This is a genomic window from Streptomyces ferrugineus, assembly GCF_015160855.1.
GTDB classification, from domain to species: Bacteria; Actinomycetota; Actinomycetes; order Streptomycetales; family Streptomycetaceae; genus Streptomyces; species Streptomyces ferrugineus.
In genome coordinates this window covers 9,381,193-9,403,270 of sequence record NZ_CP063373.1, presented here as the reverse complement: position 1 = coordinate 9,403,270, position 22,078 = coordinate 9,381,193, and the positions used below count along the sequence as shown (strand labels likewise).

Annotated in this window: 19 protein-coding genes; 10 read left to right on the top strand and 9 right to left on the bottom strand. The window is 71.2% G+C overall.

Annotation, left to right across the window (positions count from 1 at the left end; all coding sequences use genetic code 11):
- Positions 1–35: 35 nt before the first annotated feature.
- The 5 genes from IM697_RS41785 to IM697_RS41765 all read left to right on the top strand — a co-directional run bounded on the left by IM697_RS41785 (position 36) and on the right by IM697_RS41765 (position 5,752).
- The gene (locus tag IM697_RS41785) at positions 36–323 is read left to right on the top strand and encodes a glutaredoxin family protein (protein WP_194042375.1); all 288 of its coding nucleotides are present in this window, start codon (positions 36–38) and stop codon (positions 321–323) included.
- Positions 324–607: 284 nt separating this feature from the next.
- Positions 608–1,375: a redox-sensing transcriptional repressor Rex gene (locus IM697_RS41780; RefSeq protein WP_194042373.1), complete on the top strand. Its 768-nt coding sequence runs from the start codon at positions 608–610 to the stop codon at positions 1,373–1,375.
- Positions 1,372–3,093 (top strand): glutamyl-tRNA reductase, encoded by a 1,722-nt coding sequence (locus IM697_RS41775; protein ID WP_194042371.1) that lies wholly within the window; start codon positions 1,372–1,374, stop codon positions 3,091–3,093. The genes IM697_RS41780 and IM697_RS41775 overlap by 4 nt, the downstream gene beginning before the upstream one ends.
- Positions 3,090–4,049 (top strand): hydroxymethylbilane synthase, encoded by a 960-nt coding sequence (gene hemC / locus IM697_RS41770; RefSeq protein ID WP_194042345.1) that lies wholly within the window; start codon positions 3,090–3,092, stop codon positions 4,047–4,049. Before IM697_RS41775 ends, hemC begins: the two co-directional genes overlap by 4 nt.
- A complete protein-coding gene (locus IM697_RS41765; protein ID WP_194042343.1) occupies positions 4,046–5,752 on the top strand; it encodes a bifunctional uroporphyrinogen-III C-methyltransferase/uroporphyrinogen-III synthase in 1,707 nt (568 codons plus the stop codon). The genes hemC and IM697_RS41765 overlap by 4 nt, the downstream gene beginning before the upstream one ends.
- Positions 5,753–5,812: 60 nt before the next feature.
- Here the strand turns inward: IM697_RS41765 and IM697_RS45635 are convergent, their stop codons facing one another.
- On the bottom strand, positions 5,813–7,201 hold the full coding sequence (locus IM697_RS45635) for an FAD-binding oxidoreductase (protein WP_265582693.1): 1,389 nt from the start codon (positions 7,199–7,201) through the stop codon (positions 5,813–5,815).
- 161 nt (positions 7,202–7,362) lie between these two features.
- Here IM697_RS45635 and hemB point away from each other — a divergent pair, with 161 nt between their 5' ends.
- Positions 7,363–8,358 carry a porphobilinogen synthase gene (gene hemB / locus IM697_RS41755; protein ID WP_194042341.1) on the top strand — a complete coding sequence of 332 codons (996 nt, stop codon included), beginning with the start codon at positions 7,363–7,365 and terminating at the stop codon, positions 8,356–8,358.
- Positions 8,359–8,385: 27 nt separating this feature from the next.
- Here hemB and IM697_RS41750 read toward each other — a convergent pair whose 3' ends face one another.
- Positions 8,386–8,646: a hypothetical protein gene (locus tag IM697_RS41750; RefSeq protein WP_194042338.1), complete on the bottom strand. Its 261-nt coding sequence runs from the start codon at positions 8,644–8,646 to the stop codon at positions 8,386–8,388.
- Between the two features lie 327 nt (positions 8,647–8,973).
- Between IM697_RS41750 and IM697_RS41745 the strand changes: the two genes are divergently transcribed.
- Positions 8,974–10,182 (top strand): aminotransferase-like domain-containing protein, encoded by a 1,209-nt coding sequence (locus IM697_RS41745; protein WP_194042336.1) that lies wholly within the window; start codon positions 8,974–8,976, stop codon positions 10,180–10,182.
- Between the two features lie 80 nt (positions 10,183–10,262).
- On the opposite strand, the gene IM697_RS41740 is transcribed toward IM697_RS41745, so the two are convergent.
- The 3 genes from IM697_RS41740 to IM697_RS41730 are packed head-to-tail and all read right to left on the bottom strand — an operon-like array spanning position 10,263 to position 12,737.
- Complete coding sequence (locus tag IM697_RS41740) at positions 10,263–11,057, bottom strand: DUF4253 domain-containing protein (protein WP_194042334.1); 795 nt, start codon at positions 11,055–11,057, stop codon at positions 10,263–10,265.
- Positions 11,058–11,094: 37 nt separating this feature from the next.
- Positions 11,095–11,955: a helix-turn-helix domain-containing protein gene (locus IM697_RS41735; RefSeq protein WP_194042332.1), complete on the bottom strand. Its 861-nt coding sequence runs from the start codon at positions 11,953–11,955 to the stop codon at positions 11,095–11,097.
- Positions 11,952–12,737: a peptidoglycan-binding protein gene (locus IM697_RS41730; RefSeq protein WP_194042330.1), complete on the bottom strand. Its 786-nt coding sequence runs from the start codon at positions 12,735–12,737 to the stop codon at positions 11,952–11,954. Before IM697_RS41730 ends, IM697_RS41735 begins: the two co-directional genes overlap by 4 nt.
- A gap of 280 nt (positions 12,738–13,017) precedes the next feature.
- Here IM697_RS41730 and IM697_RS41725 point away from each other — a divergent pair, with 280 nt between their 5' ends.
- A complete protein-coding gene (locus IM697_RS41725; protein ID WP_194042328.1) occupies positions 13,018–13,482 on the top strand; it encodes a peptidoglycan-binding domain-containing protein in 465 nt (154 codons plus the stop codon).
- Positions 13,483–13,560: 78 nt separating this feature from the next.
- On the opposite strand, the gene argS is transcribed toward IM697_RS41725, so the two are convergent.
- A complete protein-coding gene (gene argS / locus IM697_RS41720; protein WP_194042326.1) occupies positions 13,561–15,351 on the bottom strand; it encodes an arginine--tRNA ligase in 1,791 nt (596 codons plus the stop codon).
- A 126-nt stretch (positions 15,352–15,477) separates the two neighbouring features.
- On the opposite strand from argS, the gene lysS reads away from it, so the two are divergent.
- A complete protein-coding gene (gene lysS, locus IM697_RS41715; protein WP_194042324.1) occupies positions 15,478–17,223 on the top strand; it encodes a lysine--tRNA ligase in 1,746 nt (581 codons plus the stop codon).
- A 67-nt stretch (positions 17,224–17,290) separates the two neighbouring features.
- Here lysS and IM697_RS41710 read toward each other — a convergent pair whose 3' ends face one another.
- From IM697_RS41710 to IM697_RS41700, 3 genes are all read right to left on the bottom strand, one after another.
- Complete coding sequence (locus IM697_RS41710) at positions 17,291–18,571, bottom strand: DUF2637 domain-containing protein (RefSeq protein ID WP_194042322.1); 1,281 nt, start codon at positions 18,569–18,571, stop codon at positions 17,291–17,293.
- Between the two features lie 194 nt (positions 18,572–18,765).
- Entirely contained in the window at positions 18,766–19,635 is an 870-nt protein-coding gene (locus IM697_RS41705; RefSeq protein ID WP_228044380.1) for a DUF3558 family protein, read from the bottom strand.
- A 147-nt stretch (positions 19,636–19,782) separates the two neighbouring features.
- Positions 19,783–20,658, bottom strand: coding sequence for a DUF3558 domain-containing protein (locus IM697_RS41700; protein ID WP_194042318.1), 876 nt, complete (start codon positions 20,656–20,658; stop codon positions 19,783–19,785).
- A gap of 214 nt (positions 20,659–20,872) precedes the next feature.
- Between IM697_RS41700 and IM697_RS41695 the strand changes: the two genes are divergently transcribed.
- On the top strand, positions 20,873–22,066 hold the full coding sequence (locus tag IM697_RS41695; RefSeq protein WP_194042316.1) for an RtcB family protein: 1,194 nt from the start codon (positions 20,873–20,875) through the stop codon (positions 22,064–22,066).
- Positions 22,067–22,078: the final 12 nt, after the last annotated feature.

The following is a 22,078-nucleotide window of genomic DNA, read 5'->3' as shown; positions in this document are numbered from 1 at the left end:
TCGGCGGCCGCCCCGCGTGGCGCCGGCGCGCGAGAATGGCTGACATGAGCCCCCTCTTTCGTCGCGCCGCAGCCAAGTCCCCCCAGGACCGGCTCGTCACCCTCATCGGCAAACCGGACTGTCATCTGTGTGATGACGCACAGATCGTGGTCGAGCGGGTGTGCGCCGAACTGGGGGTGCCATGGGAGGTGAAGGACATCAACCAGGACCCCCAACTCCACGACCAGTACTGGGAGCAGATCCCCGTCGTCCTCGTCGACGGCGCCCAGCACACCTTCTGGCGCGTGAACGAGGATCGCCTCCGCAAAGCACTGACCGGGTAGTCCAAAGTGCTCAGGAAACGGCTTAGGATCGACGGCGACTTGGTCTGGGGGGCGAGGATCGTTGAGGAGAGTGTGCGGTTTTGCCCCCAGGAGTTGAGGAACGGTGGTGCGTATGCGCCGGTTCCATACCAGTGCGCCGGGCGTGCGTGAGCCCGGTCACGTTGGGCGGGCAAATCGGACACCATCTTTGTGCACGCGTTCACAAAGACATAGCCTGCTTTCGACGGGGCGGTCATGTAGGGACGTGTGACCGCCTACAGCCCCGCTCTACCCGCAGGAGCACCGTGGCAACTGGCCGAACTCACCGACCGGCGACCCGCAGCCGAGGGATTCCCGAGGCCACCGTCGCCCGGCTTCCGCTGTACCTCCGAGCCCTGACGGCGCTGTCGGAGCGCTCGGTACCCACGGTCTCCTCCGAGGAGCTCGCGGCCGCGGCGGGGGTCAACTCCGCGAAGCTGCGCAAGGACTTCTCGTACCTCGGGTCGTACGGGACCAGGGGCGTCGGCTACGACGTCGAGTATCTCGTCTACCAGATCTCCCGCGAACTCGGCCTGACCCAGGACTGGCCGGTTGTGATCGTCGGTATCGGTAACCTCGGCGCCGCCCTCGCCAACTACGGCGGGTTCGCCTCCCGTGGATTCCGGGTGGCCGCGCTGATCGACGCGGATCCGGCCATGGCGGGCAAGCCCGTCGCCGGCATTCCCGTCCAGCACACCGATGACCTGGAAAAGATCATCGAGGACAACGGCGTGTCCATCGGCGTCATCGCCACCCCCGCCGGCGCCGCCCAGCAGGTCTGCGACCGGCTCGTGGCCGCCGGGGTCACCTCCATCCTGAACTTCGCGCCGACCGTGCTGTCCGTCCCGGACGGCGTCGACGTGCGCAAGGTCGACCTCTCCATCGAGCTGCAGATCCTCGCCTTCCACGAGCAGCGCAAGGCCGGCGAGGAGGCCCACCCCGACGGCACCGGACCGGCCGCCGTCACCCGTGAGTCCGACGCATCCGCCGACCAGGGGCCCGACGGGGACGTACCCGCCGTGATGCCGGCATGAGTCTCCTCGTCGTGGGGCTGAGCCACCGCAGCGCCCCGGTCAGCGTCCTGGAGCGCGCGGCGCTGAGCGCGGACGCCCAGATCAAGCTGGGGCAGGACACGGTCGCCGCCGAGCCGGCCACCGAGGCCGCCGTGCTGGCCACCTGCAACCGCATCGAGCTGTACGCCGACGTGGACAAGTTCCACGCCGGTGTCGCCGAGCTGTCCACGCTGCTCGCCCAGCACAGCGGGGTGGGGCTCGACGAGCTCACGCCGTACCTCTACGTGCACTACGAGGACCGGGCCGTCCACCACCTGTTCTCGGTGGCCTGCGGGCTCGACTCCATGGTCGTCGGCGAGGGCCAGATCCTCGGGCAGATCAAGGACTCCCTCGCCAAGGCGCAGGAGCTGCACAGCGCCGGGCGGCTGCTGAACGACCTGTTCCAGCAGGCCCTGCGCGTCGGCAAGCGCGCCCACTCCGAGACCGGCATCGACCGCGCCGGACAGTCCCTGGTCACCTTCGGCCTGGAGCAGCTCGCCGAGGGAGCGGACGTCACGACGTGGGCCCGGGGCAAGAAGGCCCTGGTCATCGGCGCCGGCTCGATGTCCTCGCTGGCCGCGGCCACGCTGGCGCGCGCCGGGGTCGCCGAGGTGGTCATCGCCAACCGCACCCATGACCGGGCCGAGCGCCTCGCCCAGATCCTCACCGAGACCGACGGCACGGACGTGCTGGCCCGCGCGGTACCGATGGAGTCGGTGCCGGTCGAGCTGACACGTGCCGACGTCGCCGTCTCCTGCACCGGTGCGACCGGTCTCGTCCTCACGGCCGAGGAGGTCGCCGCCGCGGTGGAGGGCCGTACCGGTCAGCCGGTCGCCTTCGAGGCGGCCGCCGGCGACGGTCGTACGGCCGACAAGGCGCCCGCCGACGTACGGCAGACCCCGCTGCCGCCCACCAGCGTCGGCACCGACGAGAACTGTCCGCTGGACCTCACCGCCGTGCAGGGAGGTTTCTCTGTGCTGGGCGAGGCCGCCGTCGCCGGGATGGACGCGGCCACGCTGGAGCAGCACGCGGCGTGGGCGGCGGGCAGTGCCGTCGACCGGCGCGAGGCCGGCCGGCGCAGCCCCGAGGCGGACGCCGAGCTGATCACCGCGCTCGCCGCGACCGTGGCCACCGTCGGCCGCATCCCCGAGCGCCGCAGGCCCGAGCCGGTCGCCGAGGTGCCCCGCCCCGCGCCGGCCCTGTCGCTCCTCGACCTCGCCATGCCCCGCGACATCGACGCCGCCGTGCACCGGCTGGCCGGGGTGCGGCTGGTCGACATCGAGTCGCTGGCCGAGGCCTCCGCCGACGCTCCGATGGCGGCCGACGTCGACCAGGTCCGCCGTATCGTCTCCGACGAGGTCGCGGCCTTCGGGGCGGCGCTGCGGGCCGCGCACATCACGCCCACCGTCGTCGCGCTGCGCACGATGGCCGCCGATGTCGTGGCGAGCGAGATCGCCCGCCTGGAGGGCCGGCTGCCGGGCCTCGACGACAAGCACCGCAGCGAGATCACCCAGACCGTGCGCCGCGTGGTCGACAAGCTGCTGCACGCGCCGACCGTGCGGGTCAAGCAGCTCGCGTCCGAACCCGGCGGCGCGGGGTACGCGGATGCCCTGCGGACCCTGTTCGACCTCGACCAGGAGACGGTGGCCTCCGTCTCCCGCGCCGAGGACAGCACCGAGAAGAACCGAGGCCCACGATGACTCAGCAGCCACTACGCCTCGGCACCAGGCGCAGCAAGCTCGCCATGGCCCAGTCCGGGCAGGTCGCCGACGCCGTGCGCCGGGTGACCGGACGGCCCGTCGAACTCGTCGAGATCACCACGTACGGCGATGTCTCGCGCGAGGCCCTCGCCCAGATCGGCGGCACCGGCGTGTTCGTCACCGCCCTGCGCGACGCGCTGCTCAGGGGCGAGGTCGACTTCGCGGTGCACTCGCTGAAGGACCTGCCGACCGCGCAGCCCGAGGAGCTGGCCCTGGCGGCCGTTCCGGTGCGTGAGGACCCGCGCGACGTGATCGTCGCCCGGGACGCCCTGAAGTTCACCGACCTGCCGCGCGGGGCGCGCATCGGTACGGGCTCGCCGCGCCGGATGGCGCAGCTGAACGCGTACGCGCGCAGCCATGGGCTGGATATCGAGACGGTTGCGATTCGCGGGAACGTGGATACGCGGATCCGGTTCGTGCGCGATGGTGAGCTGGATGCGGTGGTGCTCGCTGCGGCTGGGTTGCAGCGCATCGGCCGTATCGATGAAGTGACCGACTTCCTGTCGGTCGACACTGTTTTGCCCGCCCCCGGCCAGGGGGCCCTGGCGATCGAGTGCACCGCGGACAACGCGGACCTGATCGCCGCGCTCGGCGAGCTCGACGACCCGTTCACGCGGGTCGCCGTGACCGCCGAGCGATCACTGCTCGCCGCCCTGGAGGCCGGCTGCTCCGCCCCTGTGGGCGCGCTGGCCGACCTGTTGGCCGACGGGCAGATTGTCAAGGAAATGCGCCTGCGCGGCGTCGTCGGTACGACCGACGGCTCGCGCATGGTGCAGCTGTCCACCACCGGTCCCGTGCCCGAGACGCACGACCAAGCGCTGGCGCTCGGTCGCGAACTCGCCACCGAGATGCTTGCCCAGGGCGCGGCCGGTCTGATGGGGGAGCGAGCACATTGAGCCCCACCACCCTTCCCGCCGGCCTTGAACACGGGCACGTCACCTTCCTCGGTGCCGGACCCGGGGATCCGGGGCTGCTGACTCTGCGTGCCGTCGAGGCGCTGGCGAACGCCGATGTACTCGTCGCCGAGCACGAAGTGCTCGACGTGGTACGCAAGCACACCAGAACCGGTGTCGCCGAAGTGCACACGGACACGGGTCCCGATGGGGACGCCGCGCCGGGCACAGGCACGCCTCAACTAGCGGTTGTTGACGGCGCGTCGACAACCGCTGGGTCACCCGCGGTGCGGGATGCCGCACATCTTGTCATGGAGGCCGCGCGCAGCGGCAGGCGGGTCGTGCGTGCGGTGTCCGGGGATCCCGGGCTCGACGCGTACGCCACCGAGGAGATGCTGGCGTGCGCCGCGGCGGGCGTGCCGTTCGAGGTCGTGCCGGGCGTGGCGGCGGCCGTGGGCGTGCCCGCGTATGCCGGGGTGCCGCTGCGGGACGCGCAGGGCACGGACGTGCGATTCGTGGACGCGCGGACGGCCTCGGACCGGTGCTGGACCGAGGTGGGCGCGTCCGACGGGACCGTCGTCGTCTCGACGACGCTCGACGCCGTGGGTGCGGCCGCCGGTGAGCTGGTGTCGGCGGGGCGCAAGCCCGATACGCCGTTGACGGTCACCGTCGCCGGTACGACCACGCGTCAGCGGACCTGGAGCGCGACGCTCGGGACCATCGCGCAGACGCTGAAGCAGGCCAAGGTGCTGCCGTCGCCCGAGGGCGGGCGACCGGTGATAGCCGTGGTCGGTGAGCGTTCCGCCACTGCTCAGCGTGATCAGCTGTCGTGGTTCGAGTCCAAGCCGCTCTTCGGGTGGCGGGTGCTGGTGCCGCGGACGAAGGAGCAGGCGGCGTCTCTCTCCGACCAGTTGCGGTCGTACGGGGCCGTGCCGCACGAGGTGCCGACGATCGCCGTCGAGCCGCCGCGGACGCCCCAGCAGATGGAGCGGGCGGTCAAGGGGCTGGTGACCGGGCGGTACGAGTGGATCGCCTTCACCTCGGTGAACGCGGTCAAGGCCGTGCGGGAGAAGTTCGAGGAGTACGGGCTCGATGCCCGGGCGTTCGCCGGGATCAAGGTCGCGGCGGTGGGGGAGCAGACGGCCAAGGCGCTGATCGCCTTCGGTGTGAAGCCGGATCTCGTGCCGAGTGGGGAGCAGTCGGCCGCGGGGCTGCTGGAGGACTGGCCGCCGTACGATCCGGTCTTTGATCCGATCGACCGGGTGTTCCTGCCTCGGGCCGACATCGCCACGGAGACGCTGGTCGCCGGGCTGATCGAGCTCGGCTGGGAGGTCGACGACGTCACGGCGTATCGGACCGTGCGGGCCTCGCCGCCGCCGGCGGAGACTCGGGAGGCGATCAAGGGGGGTGGCTTCGATGCCGTTCTCTTCACGTCGTCGTCGACCGTGCGGAATCTGGTGGGGATCGCCGGGAAGCCGCACAACGTGACGGTGATCGCGTGTATCGGGCCCGCCACCGCGAAGACTGCCGAGGAGCACGGGCTCCGGGTGGATGTGATGGCTCCGGAGCCGTCGGTGCACAAGTTGGCCGAGGCGTTGGCCGACTTCGGGATGCGGCGGAGGGCCGCCGCGCTGGAGGCCGGGGACGCGGTTACTCGGCCGAGTGAGCGTCGGCCGGGGGCTCGGCGGCGGCGGTCCACCACGTAGGTCGTTGTCGGGGGTCTGGGGGCTGCGTGTCCCCAGACCCGCACGCCGGACGGGGTGTTTCTACGGGGACACCGTGTGGCCGAAGCGGAGCAGGTTTGCCGGGTCGTAGGTTGACTTGTCCTGGCGCAGGCGGTGGTAGACCTCCGGGGTCCAGGGTCGGGCTCGGTCGGTGTCGTCGCCCGGGGTGCCGTGCAGGTTGACCATCGTGTGGCCCGTGCCGTAGGGGGACATCGCGGTGTACAGGGATGCCGTGGCCTGTTCGATCGCCTGGGCCGCTGGTGGGGCGGCCAGAACGCCCACCGTTTCCAGGATGTAGTCCGCGTCCCGGGCGCAGATCGCGTCGTCCTGGCGGGCGGGGCGGGACAGGGCGCCTCCCATGTGGCGGATCTCCACCATGAGGAGAGGGTGGTCGGGCACCTCGGGGCCCGCCTCGGCCAGGAAGGTGCGGATGGCGTCGGGGGTCAGGTCGCGCAGCAGGGCGCACGCCTCGCGGGCCGGCAACGGGTCCTGTGGCTCCATGTGGATGCGGTCCAGGGCCGCGTACGGCATCTCCTCGACCGTGTCGACCGCCACCGGTGCCGCCTCGCGGACAGGGGCGAGGAGGCGCTCTCCCTCGGCGGGGTCTCCTGGCCAGGCGATGGCGACGCGGGCCCAGAAGCCGCCGCGCAGGGGTTCGGGGATCTCCGGGATGGGTGGCAGCCGTAGGAGGGTGAAGGCGCTGCACATCTCGTCCGGGACCGTCCGTGTCCAGTCGGCCCACGTGCGCAGCACGGTCTCGGCGTGCTCGCCGGGGCAGTAGACCCCGCCGCCCAGGATCGTGGGCAGGGGGAGCAGTTCGCACGTCATGGAGGTGACGACGCCGACGTTGCCCTTGCCGCCGCGCAGCGCCCAGAACAGCTCCGGCTCGTGGTCGGCGTCGCACTCGCGCAGCGTGCCGTCGGGCGTGGCGACCTGGAAGGAGCGGACCATGTCGGCCGCGTAGCCGTAGGCCCTGCCCAGCACGGGGAGCCCGCCGCCCAGCGTGTAGCCGACCGCGCCCGCGTCCGTGGACGTCCCGGCGAGCGCGGCCAGGCCGTGGAGTGCGGCCGCGTCCAGGACATGCCGCCACTTCGCGCCGGCCGCGATGGTGGCGAGGCGCTGCGCCGGGTCGATCCGTACGTCGGTCATGCGGGCCGTGCTGATCAGCAGGCCGTGGTCGATCGGGAAGTTCGCGCCGTGGCCCGTCGCCTGGACCGCGACCGGCGTGCCGGTGGCCGTCGCCCAGCGCAGGGCCGCCACGACGTCGTCGGCGCCCGTCGCGCCCACGACCACGTCCGGCGTGTGCAGTGCGGCCAGGTTGAAGCCAATGACCTCGTCGGCGTAACCGTCGTCGCCGGGGCGCAGGACCGGGCCGTGGATGTCCGAAAGGGCGAAGAGGAAGGGGGTGTTGTGGTGGGCGGTGGTCATCATCGCCTCCGTGGTGTGCGTACGGAGGGGTCCAGAGGTTCCCGGGCCTTCTTTCAGGATGGGCCGGGCGTGTCCTCACCGCATGCCGGGCCGCCGGATTCCGGGCCCGCGTTCCGACTTGCCGTCGGCAAAGGCGTCGCCGGGGCGGGCGTAGCGTAGGTGGCATGACGACGTACGGATCCTTCCCCGGTACTCGGCCGCGGCGTCTGCGGACCAGCCCCGTCATGCGGCGCATGGTCGCCGAGACCCGGCTGCACCCCGCCGACCTCATCCTCCCGGCCTTCGTGCGCGAGGGAGTCAGCGAGCCGGTGCCGATCGCCGCCATGCCGGGGGTCGTGCAGCACACCCGGGACAGCCTGAAGAAGGCCGCGGCGGAGGCGGTGGCGGCCGGTGTCTCCGGGATCATGCTGTTCGGGGTGCCGGAGGAGGCGAAGAAGGACGCCCTCGGGACGCCCGGTACCGATCCGGACGGGATTCTGCAGGTCGCCATCCGGGACGTGCGGGCCGAGGTGGGGGACGAACTGCTCGTCATGTCCGACCTGTGCCTCGACGAGACCGTCGATCACGGGCACTGTGGGGTGCTCGACGCCGACGGGCGGGTCGACAACGACGCCACCCTCGAGCGGTACGCCGAGATGGCGCAGGTGCAGGCCGACGCGGGGGCCCATGTCGTGGGGCCCAGCGGGATGATGGACGGGCAGATCGGCGTCGTTCGCGATGCGCTCGACCAGATCGGGCGGGAGGACGTCGCGATCCTCGCCTACACCGCCAAGTACGCCTCCGCCTTCTACGGGCCCTTCCGGGAGGCCGTCGCCTCGTCGCTGAAGGGCGATCGGAAGACGTATCAGCAGGACCCCGCCAATGCGCGGGAGTCGATGCGGGAGCTGGCCCTCGACCTCGAAGAGGGCGCCGACATGGTGATGGTCAAGCCCGCCGGGCCCTACCTCGACATCCTGGCGCGGGTCGCGGACGCCGTGGACGTGCCGGTCGCCGCCTATCAGATCTCCGGTGAGTACTCGATGGTCGAGGCCGCCGCCGAGAAGGGCTGGATCGACCGGGACCGGGCGATCCTCGAGACGCTGACCGGCATCAAGCGGGCCGGTGCGCGCAACATCCTCACCTACTGGGCGACGGAGGTCGCGCAGCGGCTGGGCCGGTAGCGAGGGGCGGCCCGGTGGAGGGCGTCGTCACGGGGTGTCCGACGGTGACGGCGTCCCGGGCGTCGTCGCGGTCGGGCTGGTCGGGGTCGGGCTGGTCGGGGTCGGGCTGGTCGGGGTCGGGCTGGTCGGGGTCGGGCTGGTCGGGGTCGACGGGCCCTCGTCGCGCAGGCCGTGGCCGTCCTCGCACGCGGTGAGCGTGAGCGCGGCGATCGTCACCAGCGTGGCGGCGAGCAGCCGGGCGCGGGGGCGACGGGCCGGGGATGCGGACACGGGCGCGGACGCGGACATGGGGTGGCCCTCTCCTTGGGTGGGGGTTGGGGTCGGACCCCAGCCTGCGTGATCATCCCTCCCGGTTGCCACCTTCGGCCGGGAATTCGGGACGCTCGTGCGGTGGGACCGTCTCTGACCTGCGCGGATGGTATGTCCCGGTGGGGTGGAGTGGGACGCCGGGAGACTCGGGTGCGGCGTGGCGGGCGCGGGTGTGGGGCGGTGTGCGGGGCGGAGCGCGGGGTGCGCGGTCCGGATCGCGGAAATCTGCTTGTAGGCGACATTTAGTTCTCTAGGCTGCCCGGCAAGAGCCGTCCCGCCCGTCGCCGTAGCCCAAGGAGCCGCGTCATGACCGTCATCGAGCCCGCGCCCAGACCCGCCCCAGCCGCCGTGCCGTCGCTGGCGGCGCGGACCGGGGCTGTCGGTGGTTCGCCCGTGCGGGACATCCTCGCCGTCACCGCCCGGCCCGAGGTGATCAACTTCGCGGGCGGGCTGCCGGCGCCCGAGCTGTTCGACCGGGACGCCATCGCCGCCGCCTTCCGGGACGTGCTCGCCGAGACCCCGGCGTCGGCCCTGCAGTACTCCACGACGGAGGGCGAGCCGAGTCTGCGTACCGGGCTCGCCGCCCGCATGTCGGCGCGAGGGCTCGGGACCGACGCCGACGACCTCCTCGTCACCACCGGCTCCCAGCAGGGGCTGTCCCTGCTGGCCACCGCGCTGCTGGAACCCGGGGACACCGTCCTCGTCGAAGACCCCTGCTATCTGGCGGCACTTCAGGCCTTCGGCCTCGCGGGAGCCCGGATCGTGGCCGTGCCGGGCGATGCGGACGGGGTGGATCCGCGGGCGCTGGAGGAACTGGTGGTGCGGGAGCGGCCGAAGCTCTTCTACACCGTGCCCACCTTCCAGAACCCGACCGGCCGGACCCTGCCCGCCGAGCGCAGGGCGGCCGTCGCCGAGGCCGCCGCACGGTGCGGGGTGTGGATCGTCGAGGACGATCCGTACGGCGAACTGCGCTACGAGGGGGAGCGCGTGCCCTGGATCGCCGCGTGCCCCGGCGCCGAGGACCGTACGGCGCTGCTCGGCTCCTTCTCCAAGGTGATGGCTCCCGGCCTGCGGCTGGGCTGGCTGCGCGCCCCGGCCGCGCTGCGGCGGGCCTGCGCCGTCGCCAAGCAGGCGGCCGACCTGCACACCCCGACCCTCAACCAGCTCGCCGCCGCCCGCTGTCTCGGCACCCTCGACACCCATGTGGCCCGGGTCAGGGACGTCTACCGCGAGCGCCGTGACGCCATGCTGGCGGGGCTGGCGACGGCGCTGCCGGAGGGGTCGACCTGGAACCGGCCCGAGGGCGGCATGTTCCTGTGGGCCCGGCTTCCGCGGTCGTACGACACGACGGAGCTGCTGCCCGAGGTGGTGCGGCACGATGTCGCCTACGTGCCCGGAGCGCCCTTCTACGCGGGCGAGCCGGACCGGGCGACGCTGCGGCTCTGCTTCGTGACGCAGTCGCCGCAGGAGATCGGGGAGGGGCTGCGGAGGCTGGGGGAGGGGTTGCGGGGCTGAGTCTCCGAGGGCCGCACGAGCGGCCCGGCTTCGAGGTCGTCGACTGGCACGGGACCGTCGTCGAGCGCGAGGGTGTGCCGTCAGTCCCACCAGAAGTGCCAGGCCGGCTGGTTGAGGAGCCGGTTCTCGGCGTAGGCGCGGAGCGTGGTGTCGCTGCTCTGCCAGATGTTGTCCGGGCAGAACGCCAGGTGCTCGGCGGCCAGGGCCTCCGCCTCGGCCAGGGTGGTGGGCGGGGCGGCGACCGACACCAGCAGGGTGTCGAAGCCGAGCGCCACGACCCGTATGCCGAAGCGGTCCTCCCAGGAGCGGAGCACCGCGGACAGCCGGCCGGTGTCGCTCTCGTGGTTCGCCGGGCCCGTCCAGCCGATCGCCGTGGGGATGTCGGCGCTGCGGCGGGCCGGGACCAGGGCGAGACGCGGGTCCTTGAGGGGGCCGCCGCCGTCGAGGAGGGCGTCCACGATGTCGGAGGCGACGGATTCCGGGTCCGGGGCGGAGTCGGCGCCCTCGGCGTTCTCGGGGGTCTCGGTGGCGGCCAGGCCCGGCCAGTGCGCGTCGTCGTCCGCGCACTCGTCCCAGAACTCCTCCAGCACCTCCTCGGCGTCGTGATCCCCGGGGTACGACATCTCGCCGGGCATCAACGCCCACAGCTCCGGGCCGTCATGGCCGGCGCCGACGTCGAGCACGATCGGAAGCAGGCCCACGGCCGGTGCCGTCCGCCCGAGCGCGGCCCAGTCGCCGGGATCCGCCCGGTCGTCCGCCAGCCACAGCAGCGGCTCGTGCCACGGCCCGTCGACCGTGGCCTGGACCAGGCCTCCGAGCGGAAGGGGCAGACCGAGGGAAGCGAGCCTCGGCAGGGGGTTCGGAAGTGTCGCCATGCCGGTGACTGTAGGGGCAGCCACTGACAACGCGCCCTCACCTCGTCACACGCCTGTCGAAACACTCCTCGCCGCCCGCGGCCGGGTGGAAGCAGGCCCGGACGACGGCTCCGGGGCGGGCCACGGTCATGGAGGTGTAGACGTAGTTGGCCGCGTCGATGCCGTTCTCGACCTCCGCGCTGCGCACCCGATCGGCACCGGCGTCGCCGCCCTCGCCACCGGACGCCGTCATGTCGAGCCGGTCGCCGATGCGCGTCGCCCACATCCGGGCCCAACTCGTCCCGCACTCCCGGCTGTAACGCAGTTCCAGCCAGGCGCCGGAGGCGGTCCGGTGCTGGCCGAGGGTCTCCGGCCCGCCCGCGCACCGCATCCGCATGGCGCTCTTGCCCTCGCACACCTCACCCTGGCAGCGCGGCCCGGTCACGGCCGGGGGCGGCGACAGCGAAGCGCGCGGTTCGCCGCCCCGGTTCGGCAGCAGGAGGACCACCGCGGCGATGCCCCCGACCGCCACGGCGCACACCGACGCGAGCACCGCCACGACCGTCGCCCTGCGGTGCATGGCGCCGTCGTCGTCGGCGCTCCCGCCGGGCGTCGCCTCGTCGGGAGGAGAGGGCGACGTGGGACCGCGCGCCTCCTGCGCCGTCGCCCGCCCGCTCCCCTCCGACTCCGCGATCTCCCACAGGGCCAGACAGCGCCCCTCCCGCTCCCCGGCGAGCCGGCACAGTTCCTGCACCGCCTCGCGCGGCGGGAGCGTCCTGCCGTTGAGGTAGCGGTCCCAGGACGACTTGCTGAACGCGGTCTTCGCCGCGAGCCCGGCCAGACTCAGACCGGTCCGCCCCTTCAACTCCCGTAACGAGGCGGCCAGCCGGGCCCGCTCCGGGGACGGCGTCGTCGTCATCGCCGTAACACCTTCCAGGTGTGCGGCCCGATGATGCCGTCCACGACCAGCTCCGCCCGCCGCTGCGCCTGCTTGACCGCGCGTTCCGTCTTCGGGCCGAAGATCCCGTCGACGGTGCCCGGCGAGATGCCCGCCCGGCGCAGCAGGCACTGCGCCTCGGCCACCATCGGCCCCGCGTGGCCGTACGCCACGATGGCGTCCCGGGTGTGGCTGAGGCCCGCGTACCAGCGGCCGTCGATCCGCTCGATGCGGCAGGTGTACGTGGGTGTCGCCCCCGCGGCCGGGGCGGTTGCCGACGCGGCGGCAGCGGGGCGGGACGTCGTGGGCCGCTCCTCCGCCTCGCCGCCCAGTCGTACGACGAGGAGGACGGCCGTGGAGACCGCCAGCACCAGCGCGACCGCTCCCGCCACGAGCGCGATGCGCAGCGAACGGCCGGGCGAACGCGTCCCGATGGCCTCGGCGGAGTCGGTGGCGAGGATCTCCGGCCCTGTCGGCGCCTCCGCGTCGGCGCGGCTGTTCCCCCACGCCTCCTCGGCGACCTCGTGCAGCGCCAGCAGGCGCGTCGGATCCTCGCCCGCCACCCGGGCCAGCGCCTCGACGGCCTCCCGGGCGGGCAGGGATCTGCCGCCCAGATACCGTTCCCACGACTTCTGGCTGTATCCGGTCCGCGCCGCCAACTGCCGCAGGCTCAGACCGCTGTGGTCCTTCAGCCGGCGCAGGCGCACGACCAGTTGCCGTACGCGCGGATCCAGTTCCGCGGGCAGCGCTGCCCAACGCGACATGTTCCCCCCATGCGGGTTCGTGCCCTGTCGCATTCTGCATCAGCATCCACGGCCCACACCGGAATCAGGTTCCCGCACCGGTAAGGAATCAGCCAACGCCCATCCCGGACGTCTCGCCGTGACGTCCCGACGGGCGGTGTCCATGCAGGTCAGAGGCCGGGACATCCCGCGATGACGTCACTTCTGCGGCAACTGTGGCAAGCCGCGCCACCCGCCGCGCACTCTCGATTCGTCAGCCGGCGGCACGTCGAGTGCCGTCCCACGACCCCAAGGGGGAAGAATGCGTTCGAACGCGTTGACGAGGACCGTCGTCAGCCTCACCGCCGTCATCGGGCTCGCCGCCGGAACGGTGGCGGCCGCGGGCACCGGCTTCGCGGCGTCCCAGCCCGCCGCCAAGCCCGCGGTGAGCGCCCAGGACGTCTCCGTCCTCGCCGTGAACAACCTCGGCCTGAGCACCCAGCGGGCCAAGAACTGGCAGTGCTGGCTGCGCGACCGGGGTTACAGCCCCGGCACGATCGACGGCCAGCTGGGCACCAACAGCTGGAAGGCGGCGCAGCGTTTCCTCAATGCAAGGGGACACAACGCCGGCACCGTCGACGGAGTCGTCGGGCCCAACACGATCAGGGCGCTGCAGCGCTACCTGAACCTCTTCGGCGACATCTTCGGCTACCACCTCGACGTGGACGGGATCGCCGGACCGGAGACCAGGTCCGCGTTCTCGAAGTTCAACGCCACCGGCTGCTGAGCCGATCTGACGATCGCGCACACACCGCGGCCCGTCCTCCCTCGGGGGAGAGGACGGGCCGCGGCCCGTTGCCGTCGCTCAGAGCCGCTCGGGCGTCCGGATGCCCAGCAGGGCCATGCCCCGGTGCAGGGTGCGGGCCGTCACGTCGCACAGGAACAGGCGGTTCTCGACCTGCTCGGCCGTCTCGGCCTTCAGCACCGGGCACTTGTCGTAGAAGGACGTGTACAGCGACGCCAGCTGGTACAGGTACGCCGCCATCTTGTGCGGGGCGTACTCCGCGGCCGCCTCGGCCACCGTCTCCGCGAACCCGTCCACGTGCAGACCCAGGGCCCGCTCCGCCGGGTGCAGCTCCAGCTCCGGGTGCGCGGCGGGCCGTACGTCGCCGGCCTTGCGCAGGATCGACTGGATACGGGCGTAGGCGTACTGCAGGTAGACCGACGTGTCGCCGTTCAGCGAGACCATCTGGTCCAGGTCGAACTTGTAGTCCCGGTTCGCCGACGTCGACAGGTCCGCGTACTTCACCGCGCCGATGCCCACCTGGGCACCCCGCTCGGCGATCTCCTCCTCGGAGAGCTGACCGAGGGTGTCCTTCTCCCGTACGACGGCCGTGGCGCGGTCGATCGCCTCGTCCAGCAGGTCCACCAGCCGGACCGTCTCGCCCTCACGCGTCTTGAACGGCTTGCCGTCCTTGCCGAGGACCGTGCCGAAGGCGAGCTGGTACGCCTTCACGTCGTCGTCCAGCCAGACATCGCCCAGCCAGCCCGCCCTGCGTGCCGTCTCGAAGACCATCTTGAAGTGCAGCGACTGACGGGCATCGACGACGTAGACGAGGCGGTTCGCCTTGAGGTTGAAGACCCTGTCGCGGATCGCGGAGAGGTCGGTGGCCGCGTAGCCGTAGCCGCCGTCCGACTTCTGCACGATCAGCGGGACCGGGTTGCCGTCCGGGCCCTTGATGTCGTCGAAGAACACGCACAGCGCGCCCTCGGAGCGGACCGCGACGCCCGACTCCTCCAGCAGGCGGCAGGTCTCCGCGAGCATGTCGTTGTAGCCGGACTCGCCGACGATGTCGGGGTCGCGGATCTCCATGTCCAGCTTCTCGAAGACGGAGAAGAAGTAGATCTTCGACTCGTCCACGAACTTCTGCCACGTGGCGAGGGTGTGCGGGTCGCCGGACTGCAGGTCGACCACCCGGCGCCGGGCGCGGGTCTTGAACTCCTCGTCCGCGTCGAACTTCCGCCGCGCCGCCTTGTACAGCCGGTCGAGGTTCGACATCGCCGCCTGGCCGGACTGCTGGAGGTCCTCGCCCTCCTTGTGGTCCAGCTCGTGCGGGTGCTCGTCCAGGTACTGGATGAGCATGCCGAACTGGGTGCCCCAGTCGCCGATGTGGTGGCGCCGGACCACGGTCTCGCCGGTGAACTCCAGGAGCTGGGCCGCCGAGTCGCCGATCACCGCGGAGCGCAGGTGGCCCACGTGCATCTCCTTCGCCACGTTCGGCTGGGCGTAGTCGATGACCGTGGTGCCGGGACGCTCCGCTTGGGGTACGCCGAGACGGTCCGGGTCGGCGTACCGGGCCGCGAGGTTCTCGGTGATCGACTTGTCCGTGATCGTCACGTTCAGGAAGCCGGGGCCCGAGACTTCGATGTCCTTGATCACGTCACCGGTGACCACCTGGGAGACGACCTGCGTCGCCAGGTCACGAGGGTTCGCCTTCGCCTTCTTGGCGAGCGCCAGAATGCCGTTCGCCTGGAAGTCGGCCCGGTCGCTACGTCGCAGCAGCGGGTCGACTCCGTCGGCTTCCGGGAGGGCGGAAGCGAGGGCGTCGGCGAGCTGCTTGTTGACGGAGTCGCTGAGGGATGTGACCGGGGCCATAGGAATGGGTGCCGTTCTCCTCGTGGGGATGGATAGACAGAGTCAGTATCCCATGGGGGGTAAAGCCGTTTTTCCGGCGCACGCGGGTCTGTGACAATGGAGCGTCACCCGTTCAGAAAGAAGGACGTGCCGATCGTGGCTCAGAGCACCGAGACCACCGACTGGGTCTCCCGTTTCGCGGATGAGGTCATCGAGGAGTCGGAGCGTCGGGCCCCGGGCAAACCGGTCGTCGTCGCGTCGGGCCTCTCCCCGTCCGGCCCCATCCACCTGGGCAACCTGCGCGAGGTCATGACGCCGCACCTCGTCGCCGACGAGATCAGGCGGCGCGGGTATCAGGTCCGGCATCTGATCTCCTGGGACGACTACGACCGGTACCGCAAGGTGCCCAAGGGCATCGCCGGCGTCTCCGAGGAGTCCCACGCCCAGCACATCGGCAAGCCGCTGACCTCCGTGCCGGCGCCGCAGGGGTCGTCATATCCGAACTGGGCCGAGCACTTCAAGGCGGCGATGGTCGAATCGCTCGCCGAGCTCGGCGTGGAGTTCGACGGGATCAGCCAGACCGCTCAGTACACCTCCGGTGTGTACCGCGAGCAGATCCTGCACGCCATGAAGCACCGCGGCGACATCGACGCCGTACTCGCCCAGTACCGCACCAAGCCCAAGGGCGGCGCCAAGAAGTCGCAGAAGCCGGTCGACGAGGCCGAGCTGGAGGCCGCCGAGGGGTCGGGGGCGGCCGGCGAGGACGACGGCAGCTCCGGCTCCGCCGGGTACTTCCCGTACAAGCCCTACTGCGGCAACTGCGAGAAGGACCTCACCACCGTCACCTCGTACATCGACGACACCACCGAGCTGTCGTACACCTGCAACGAGTGCGGCTTCTCGGAGACCGTCCGGCTGAACGAGTTCAACCGCGGCAAGCTGGTCTGGAAGGTCGACTGGCCCATGCGGTGGGCCTACGAGGGGGTCGTGTTCGAGCCGAGCGGCGTCGATCATTCCTCCCCCGGGTCCTCCTTCCAGGTCGGGGGCCAGATCGTCGGGATCTTCGGCGGCAAGCAGCCCATCGGGCCCATGTACGCCTTCGTGGGGATCTCCGGGATGGCGAAGATGTCGTCCTCGCGGGGCGGGGTGCCCACCCCCGCCGACGCCCTGAAGATCATGGAGCCGCAGCTCCTGCGGTGGCTCTATGCCCGGCGCAGGCCCAACCAGTCCTTCAAGATCGCCTTCGATCAGGAGATCCAGCGGCTGTACGACGAGTGGGACAAGCTCGACGGGAAGGTGGCGGACGGGTCCGCCCTGCCCGCCGATGTCGCCGCGCACTCGCGCGCGGTGCGCACCGCCGGCGGTGAGCTGCCGCGTACCGCGCGCCCGCTGCCGTACCGGACCCTCGCCTCGGTCGCCGACATCACCGCCGGGCACGAGGACCAGGCGCTGCGGATCCTCTCCGAACTCGACCCGGAGAACCCGCTGGGGGCGCTGGACGAGGCCCGGCCGCGGTACGACAAGGCCGAGGCCTGGATCAACACCCAGGTCCCCGCCGACCAGCGGACCGTCGTGCGCGACGAGCCCGACGCCGAGCTGCTGAAGTCCCTCGACGAGGCCTCCCAGCAGTCGCTGCGGCTGCTGCTCGACGGGCTGGAGTCGCACTGGTCGCTGGACGGGCTGACCCACCTCGTGTACGGCGTGCCCAAGGTGCAGGCCGGGTTCTCCGCGGACGCCACTCCCAAGGAGCTGCCGGCCGAGATCAAGACCGCTCAGCGGGCGTTCTTCGCGCTGCTGTACCACCTGCTGGTGGGGCGGGACACGGGGCCGCGGCTGCCCACGCTGCTGCTCGCGGTGGGGCAGGACCGGGTGCGGGCCCTGCTCGGGGAGTAGCGCCGGTTCTACGGTGAAGGGGGCGCCCGGTGTCTGCCGGGCGCCCCCTTCGTCGCGTGCGGGGCGGTTATGCGATGTGGTCCTCTTCGAGTTCCGCGTTGAAGCGGTTGGAGAAGCGGTTCACCATGCGCTTGGCGTCGGCGTCCGGAACGGAGCGGCCGAACGACGCCTCCACGTTGTCGCTGAACTCGCGCGGCGTGGGCAGGCTCCCGTTGATCGACTGCTTGAAGACCTGGTAGTACGCCTCCTCGTCCGGCTCCGGGGCCTCCGGGGGGCCGCCGCCCTCGCCGAGCTGGCGGGTGCGGTTGCCGGCCACCGGGATCGGGAAGGTGCCGGTGTCCTCCGGGGAGGGTTCCTGGACGGGGGGTTCCACCTGGTACTGCTCCTGGTACTGCTCGGCCTGGAGCTGCTCCTGGTACCACTGCTCGTAGTGGTCCTGGGTGTCGTACTGGGGGTTGTAGTCGCCCTGGTACTCGACCTGCCGGGGAGTGTTGAACCAGTCCTGTACGTAGTCCGGCTGCTCGGCGTCAGGGGTGCCGGCCAACTCCCGGCGCTGCTCGCCGGGAGGTGCCGCCGGAGCGGGATCGACCGCGCCGGCCGTGTGCGCCACGCCCGCCGCGGGCGCCGCCTCCGCCATCGCCGCCCCGTCCAACGCCTGCTTGGCCACCGGCGGCAGCAGCGCCGGTTCGATGCCCGCCGCCGCCAGGCCCGCCGGAGCCGTGTCCGCCAGGGGGACGCCGTACTTGGCCAGGCGCAGTGGCATCAGGGACTCCACCGGGGCCTTTCGGCGCCACGCCCGGCCGAAGCGGGAGCGCAGGCGGGCCTGGTAGACCAGGCGCTCCTGCTCCAGCTTGATGACCTGGTCGTAGGAGCGCAGTTCCCACAGCTTCATGCGGCGCCACAGGAGGAACGTCGGGACGGGGGAGAGGAGCCAGCGGGTGAGGCGGACGCCCTCCATGTGCTTGTCGGCCGTGATGTCCGCTATGCGGCCGATCGCGTGGCGGGCCGCTTCCACCGCCACCACGAACAGCACCGGGATCACCGCGTGCATGCCGACGCCCAGCGGGTCCGGCCAGGCCGCCGCGCCGTTGAAGGCGATCGTCGCGGCCGTCAGCAGCCAGGCCGTCTGGCGCAGGAGGGGGAACGGGATGCGGATCCAGGTCAGGAGCAGATCGAGGGCGAGCAGGACGCAGATGCCCGCGTCGATGCCTATCGGGAACACATAGCTGAAGTTCCCGAAGCCCTTTTGGATGGCCAGCTCGCGGACGGCCGCGTACGAACCGGCGAAGCCGATGCCGGCGATGATCACGGCGCCGAACACGACCACGCCGATGAGAACGCGGTGCATCCGAGTCAGCTGCGGTGGCGCGGCCACTCGTACTCCCCTCCCATTGCGTGTTGTTGCGCGCAACAGAGTGGCACATCCGTACGGCGTACGTTCTCTCGGTACGGCGAGAGCCCGGTCCCCACCGGGGACCGGGCTCTCGCAAAGGGCGTGGCTGAGCTGGGAGTTGTCACTCGGCGATGGGCCGGGTGTGACAGTCAGCTCTTGTTCGACGCTGACTTCGACGGGGAGCTGGACGCCTGCTTCGAGGGAGACTGCGACGCCGACTTGGAGGGGGTGCCGCTCGGCGTGCCCGCGGCGCCGCCGTCGTTCTCCTTCGCCACCGCGGCCACGACCTCCTTGACCGCCTTCTGCGCCAGCTTGTTCAGGGTGTCCGCGCTCGGCGTCTTCTCACCGGCCAGACCGGCGCCGTTGTAGTCGAGGGTGACGACGACGTTCTCGACCCGGGCCACGACCGTCTCCTGCTTGAAGGAGCCCTCCTTCTTCTTCAGGTCGTAGCGCACCGCGGTCGCCTCGTCGCCCACCCCGGCGACCGGCTCCGACTTGATGTTCTTGGCGCCGGACACCGACTTGGCGTCCCCGAGCTGCGTCTCGTAGTAGTCCTGCGCCAGCTTGTCGCCCGAGCCGCGCGTGACGTCGGACTCGAAGCGCAGCAGGGAGACGTTGAGCCAGCGGAACTGCGAGCCCTTCACGCCGTTGTTGTCCAGGCTGCTCCAGGAGCAGGAGGCGCGCGTCGACGCGTCGTCCGACGAGCCCTTCTTGCCGGACTTGGCCTGAGGGACCAGGTCCTCCAGCGACTTCTTCGACAGCACCTTGCACGGCTCCGGAAGCGACTTGTACACGGCCGCCTGCACCGTCGGCGACGGGCTGTCGGACGGCGACGCCGAGGTCTTCGTGCCGCTGTCGGCGGCCTTGTCCTCCGAGCCGGAGTCCGAGGAGGAGCAGCCCGCGGCGACCAGCATCACGGGGACGGCTGCCGCGCTGACAAGGGCGCGGCGCAGGCCCCTCGCCCGCCGCTCGCGCTGGTCACGCCGGTCGTGCTGGTCTCGATCTGCTGCTCGCTGCATGGTTCCTTCACTCATGGCTGACACTCGTGGTTCCTGCGTCGTTCCTGCGTCGGATCGGGTCCGAGGGGCCACGGTACGCGGTGAAGGAGCTGTGTGGTCTCGTTTCGGTTACGTCGCACATGGGCGTGGAGGTGTGAACGAACGGCGCTAGTCCGCCAGCGCGTCCGCCAGTTGTGCGGCCAGTTTCTGGGCCCTGTCCTGCATTTCCTCGCTGTCCGGGACCGTGCCGACGGTGGCCGGCTGCTCCTCGTACTCGATCGTCACGATCACGTTGGACGTGCGGAACGCCACAGTCACCTTGCGCTGCTGAGCCGTCGAACCGGAGCTGCTGAGCGCGTCGTCGAGGTACGCCTCGTCGCCGAGTTCGTCGAGGACGCGGGGCTGGAGTTCGGCGGGGGTCGCGCCGTTGGCGGAGGGGGCGGAGGGAGAGGTGGAGGACGACACCGACGGGGACGCGGAGTTCGAGGCCGAGGGGGAGGGCGGACCGCTCGGGCCGGCGTTCGGATCGGCGGACGGGGAGTCCTCGCCGCCCGTCTCCGCGCCGTCGGTCTCCGCGCTGTCCGAACTCGCCGGCACGGGGAGGTCCGCCGCCTCCTGCCTGGTCGCGAAGAGCCGCTCCGCCTCGCTGTCGTCGCTGACCGTGGTGTCGTACGACACCACGCGCTCGAAGTCGACGAAGAGGTGGTCCGTGGCGTCGGCCGACTCGACCTTCCAACGGCAGCCGACCTTGCGGTCGGTGTCATAGGTGAGCGTCGGAGTGCCCTCGTACGCCTTCTCGCGCTGCTCCCTGTCGGTGATCTCCTGGATGCCGGGCAGCAGCGAGTCGAGGGTGTCCTCGCCGACCACGCCGCACGGTTCGGGCAGGGTGCGGTACCGGCCGGGTTCGGCCGGTGCCGCCGCCGTACCGGAGTCATCGGGGTTGGAGTCGTCGGTCGCGCCGCCGCTGTCGGAGCTGCCGGTGCAGCCGGCCAGCAGCGCCGCGAGGAGGGCGGCGACGCCGGATACGTACGCCTTCCGCTGCACGGTCAGGCTCCTCTCACGGTGGCTGTGTGGTCGGTCCGATGCCGGTCTCTCAGTGTCCCCGCTGGTTATTCGCTTGCTGTGCGGGGGCGCCCACTGGACACAATGTGTATCGCACGCACTGCCGTGGACGCCGGTCCGTTGTCCCTTTTCATCGACCCTGGCGCCGGTTTTGCGATTTCAGGCTTGTGTTTTGTTCCGGGGGAATGAGGACGATATGTCGTACGTGGAGATGCCGGGCGCGAAGGTGCCCATCCGGATGTGGACCGACCCGGCGACGGTCGAGGACGTGGCCCTGCAGCAGCTGCGGAACGTCGCGACCCTGCCGTGGATCAAGGGGCTCGCGGTCATGCCGGACGTCCACTACGGGAAGGGCGCGACGGTCGGGTCCGTCATCGCGATGCAGGGGGCCGTGTGTCCCGCGGCGGTGGGCGTGGACATCGGCTGCGGGATGTCGGCGGTGAGGACGTCGCTCACCGCGAACGATCTGCCGGGGGACCTGTCGCGGCTGCGGTCGAGGATCGAGCAGGCGATTCCGGTGGGGCGGGGGATGCATGACGACCCCGTCGACCCCGGGCGGCTGCACGGGCTCGCCACCGGCGGGTGGGACGACTTCTGGGGGCGGTTCGACGGGATCGCGGACGCGGTCAAGTTCCGTCAGGAGCGCGCCGGTAAGCAGATGGGAACGCTCGGCGGCGGCAACCACTTTGTCGAGGTATGCACGGATACGGACGGTTCTGTCTGGCTGATGCTGCACTCGGGTTCCCGCAACATCGGCAAGGAACTGGCCGAGCATCACATCGGCGTGGCCCAGAAGCTCCCGCACAACCAGGGCCTGGTCGACCGGGACCTCGCCGTCTTCGTGGCGGACACCCCGCAGATGGCGGCGTACCGCAACGACCTGTTCTGGGCGCAGGAGTACGCCAGGTACAACCGCACGATCATGATGGCGCTCCTGAAGGACGTGGTCCGCAAGGAGTTCAAGAAGGCGAAGCCGACCTTCGAGCCCGAGATCAGCGCGCACCACAACTACGTGGCCGAGGAGCGCTACGACGGCATGGACCTGCTCGTGACCCGTAAGGGCGCGATCCGGGCCGGCTCCGGCGAGTACGGCATCATCCCGGGCTCCATGGGCACCGGCTCGTACATCGTGAAGGGCCTCGGGAACTCGATGTCCTTCAACTCGGCCTCGCACGGCGCGGGTCGGCGCATGAGCCGCAACGCGGCCAAGCGCCGGTTCTCGACGAAGGATCTGGAGGAGCAGACGCGGGGCGTGGAGTGCCGTAAGGACTCCGGTGTCGTGGACGAGATCCCGGGTGCCTACAAGCCGATCGAGCAGGTCATCGACCAGCAGCGGGACCTCGTGGAGGTCGTGGCGAAGCTGAAGCAGGTCGTGTGCGTGAAGGGCTGACGCCCGGCCCCC

Coding starts and splice junctions, on each gene's coding strand:
- IM697_RS41785 (WP_194042375.1), top strand. CDS start 36: ATGGCTGACATGAGCCCCCTCTTTCGTCGCGCCGCAGCCAAGTCCCCC.
- IM697_RS41775 (WP_194042371.1), top strand. CDS start 1,372: ATGAGTCTCCTCGTCGTGGGGCTGAGCCACCGCAGCGCCCCGGTCAGC.
- hemC (WP_194042345.1), top strand. CDS start 3,090: ATGACTCAGCAGCCACTACGCCTCGGCACCAGGCGCAGCAAGCTCGCC.
- IM697_RS45635 (WP_265582693.1), bottom strand. CDS start 7,201: ATGATGACCACCGCCCACCACAACACCCCCTTCCTCTTCGCCCTTTCG.
- hemB (WP_194042341.1), top strand. CDS start 7,363: ATGACGACGTACGGATCCTTCCCCGGTACTCGGCCGCGGCGTCTGCGG.
- IM697_RS41750 (WP_194042338.1), bottom strand. CDS start 8,646: ATGTCCGCGTCCGCGCCCGTGTCCGCATCCCCGGCCCGTCGCCCCCGC.
- IM697_RS41745 (WP_194042336.1), top strand. CDS start 8,974: ATGACCGTCATCGAGCCCGCGCCCAGACCCGCCCCAGCCGCCGTGCCG.
- IM697_RS41740 (WP_194042334.1), bottom strand. CDS start 11,057: ATGGCGACACTTCCGAACCCCCTGCCGAGGCTCGCTTCCCTCGGTCTG.
- IM697_RS41735 (WP_194042332.1), bottom strand. CDS start 11,955: ATGACGACGACGCCGTCCCCGGAGCGGGCCCGGCTGGCCGCCTCGTTA.
- IM697_RS41730 (WP_194042330.1), bottom strand. CDS start 12,737: ATGTCGCGTTGGGCAGCGCTGCCCGCGGAACTGGATCCGCGCGTACGG.
- IM697_RS41725 (WP_194042328.1), top strand. CDS start 13,018: ATGCGTTCGAACGCGTTGACGAGGACCGTCGTCAGCCTCACCGCCGTC.
- argS (WP_194042326.1), bottom strand. CDS start 15,351: ATGGCCCCGGTCACATCCCTCAGCGACTCCGTCAACAAGCAGCTCGCC.
- IM697_RS41710 (WP_194042322.1), bottom strand. CDS start 18,571: ATGCACCGCGTTCTCATCGGCGTGGTCGTGTTCGGCGCCGTGATCATC.
- IM697_RS41705 (WP_228044380.1), bottom strand. CDS start 19,635: ATGCAGCGAGCAGCAGATCGAGACCAGCACGACCGGCGTGACCAGCGC.
- IM697_RS41695 (WP_194042316.1), top strand. CDS start 20,873: ATGTCGTACGTGGAGATGCCGGGCGCGAAGGTGCCCATCCGGATGTGG.